We start from the raw sequence: 1,468 nt of genomic DNA, 5'->3' as shown, positions 1-1,468 counted from the left end.
GTTTAGCGTTCATCGTGTAGGCACGGAACATCGGTGAGTGCGTGCCGTAAGTCTTTCCCCACGGGGAATGATCCCACGGCGATTGGTAGCCTTCGCGTCGGAGATGATCGGATACGAACGTCTTCGCATCTTTCCCGCGGGCGGCAACGGCGTGCGAATAATGGTTAGAGCGATGGGTGCCGGGCATCTGCCGAAAAAACTCCGTCAGCCAACCTACCGTAGACGGCGTTTTGTCGACATTCCACGCGGCGACGCGTTCTTCCAGACCCGGTAAAAGGCTGCGACCGCTGCTTCTAATGCAGCGATAACCGTGCCAGCGCCGTCCTCGACGGGTCCCAGACTCTTAAAAGATGAATGAATAAAAAGTGTATCCCCGTGTGCTATACCGAGATTAAGAAAGTCTTGGATGAGTTTTTCGCGTGTGTAAGGTGTCCGCATTCTGGTTTAAAAACTATTTTCTATTTCGTGTGGACTTGCGAATTATTTTCGAGCCATGTGTTGAATTCATCCACAGTTTCAACTTTATCTTCAAGGACAGCCCGATAAATTGCCATACTATTATAAACGTTCCCGCGATAATCCGGGTGTTGGCAGATAACGTGTTTGATGCGTAGAATCGCTACATGGTCTGCCTGTCGCAATTGTTCGTGGAGTCTATCGAATTCTGCTATATGTGTTTGATAGTCTGTATCGTTATATCCCCAGAGATCTATCTTCCATTCCCGTTCTGCATAGCGGAGTTGTGTACCCCAATAAAGCCCGTGATCGTATCCGGGAAAGCCACGTATGAAGTGATTTGAATATGACATCTTCGTTATCTCGAACTTCGTTGCGATTCTCTTAGCGATCTCAAAGAAAAGTTCTACATTTTGTTCGTTTGGTAGATTCATGCTGATGTCAATATCGGGCCATGTCATTGTATCCAAGGCGTAACTTCCGATAACCCTGGTAGTCCCAAAAGACCTGAGCATCAAAAGCAAACCCTCTTTTTCGAGCAATTCGCTTGCTTCCTGATGGAGCAGTTTTGAATGTCTGGCAATTTCTTCGTCAGTCATCACAATCCTCCTTTGATACTGGAATCTCGTAACCGCACATAAGGCTAAGAGATTTCAGATACTAACACTATATTTACGAGTGAGTTAAACTGCATAATATGATTGTAGCAACTCGACAATTCTTCCCGCATCTGCTCTTCGCATCCGCTGCGCGACTTGTAGTGGGGTCTGCCTTTTCCGATTCCTAACGTTCGGATCAGCACCTTTGATGAGCAGTGCTTCCAACGCCGCTCGCTGTTTTTCACCGTTCTTTATCGTTGATCGGATCGCCTCAAACAGTGGCGTTTCGCTATCGTTATCGGTAGCATCAACGGTCGCACCTTTCTCAATGAGCAGATTGATAACTTTGAGAAAACCCGCCTTTGCTGCACAATGTAACCCCGTTTTCCCTTTATAATTCTGAATATTAATAT

At 46.6% G+C, this 1,468-nt stretch carries 4 protein-coding genes; all 4 read right to left on the bottom strand.

The window, feature by feature from the left end; genetic code table 11:
- A partial coding sequence (locus J4G07_21250; protein ID MCE2416514.1) for an AAC(3) family N-acetyltransferase occupies nt 1-298 on the bottom strand: 298 nt, incomplete at its 3' end.
- The gene (locus J4G07_21245) at nt 214-438 is read right to left on the bottom strand and encodes a hypothetical protein (protein MCE2416513.1); all 225 of its coding nucleotides are present in this window, start codon (nt 436-438) and stop codon (nt 214-216) included. The genes J4G07_21250 and J4G07_21245, both read right to left, overlap by 85 nt.
- A gap of 20 nt (nt 439-458) precedes the next feature.
- Nucleotides 459-1,055: a hypothetical protein gene (locus tag J4G07_21240; protein MCE2416512.1), complete on the bottom strand. Its 597-nt coding sequence runs from the start codon at nt 1,053-1,055 to the stop codon at nt 459-461.
- 84 nt (nt 1,056-1,139) lie between these two features.
- Nucleotides 1,140-1,468: ankyrin repeat domain-containing protein (locus J4G07_21235; GenBank protein MCE2416511.1), on the bottom strand; the 329-nt coding region annotated here is incomplete at its 5' end.

This window comes from Candidatus Poribacteria bacterium (genome assembly GCA_021295715.1).
In the GTDB taxonomy this organism is placed as follows: Bacteria; Poribacteria; WGA-4E; order WGA-4E; family WGA-3G; genus WGA-3G.
Note: the sequence above shows the minus strand (reverse complement) of the source record. Positions and strands in the feature narration are given on the sequence as shown.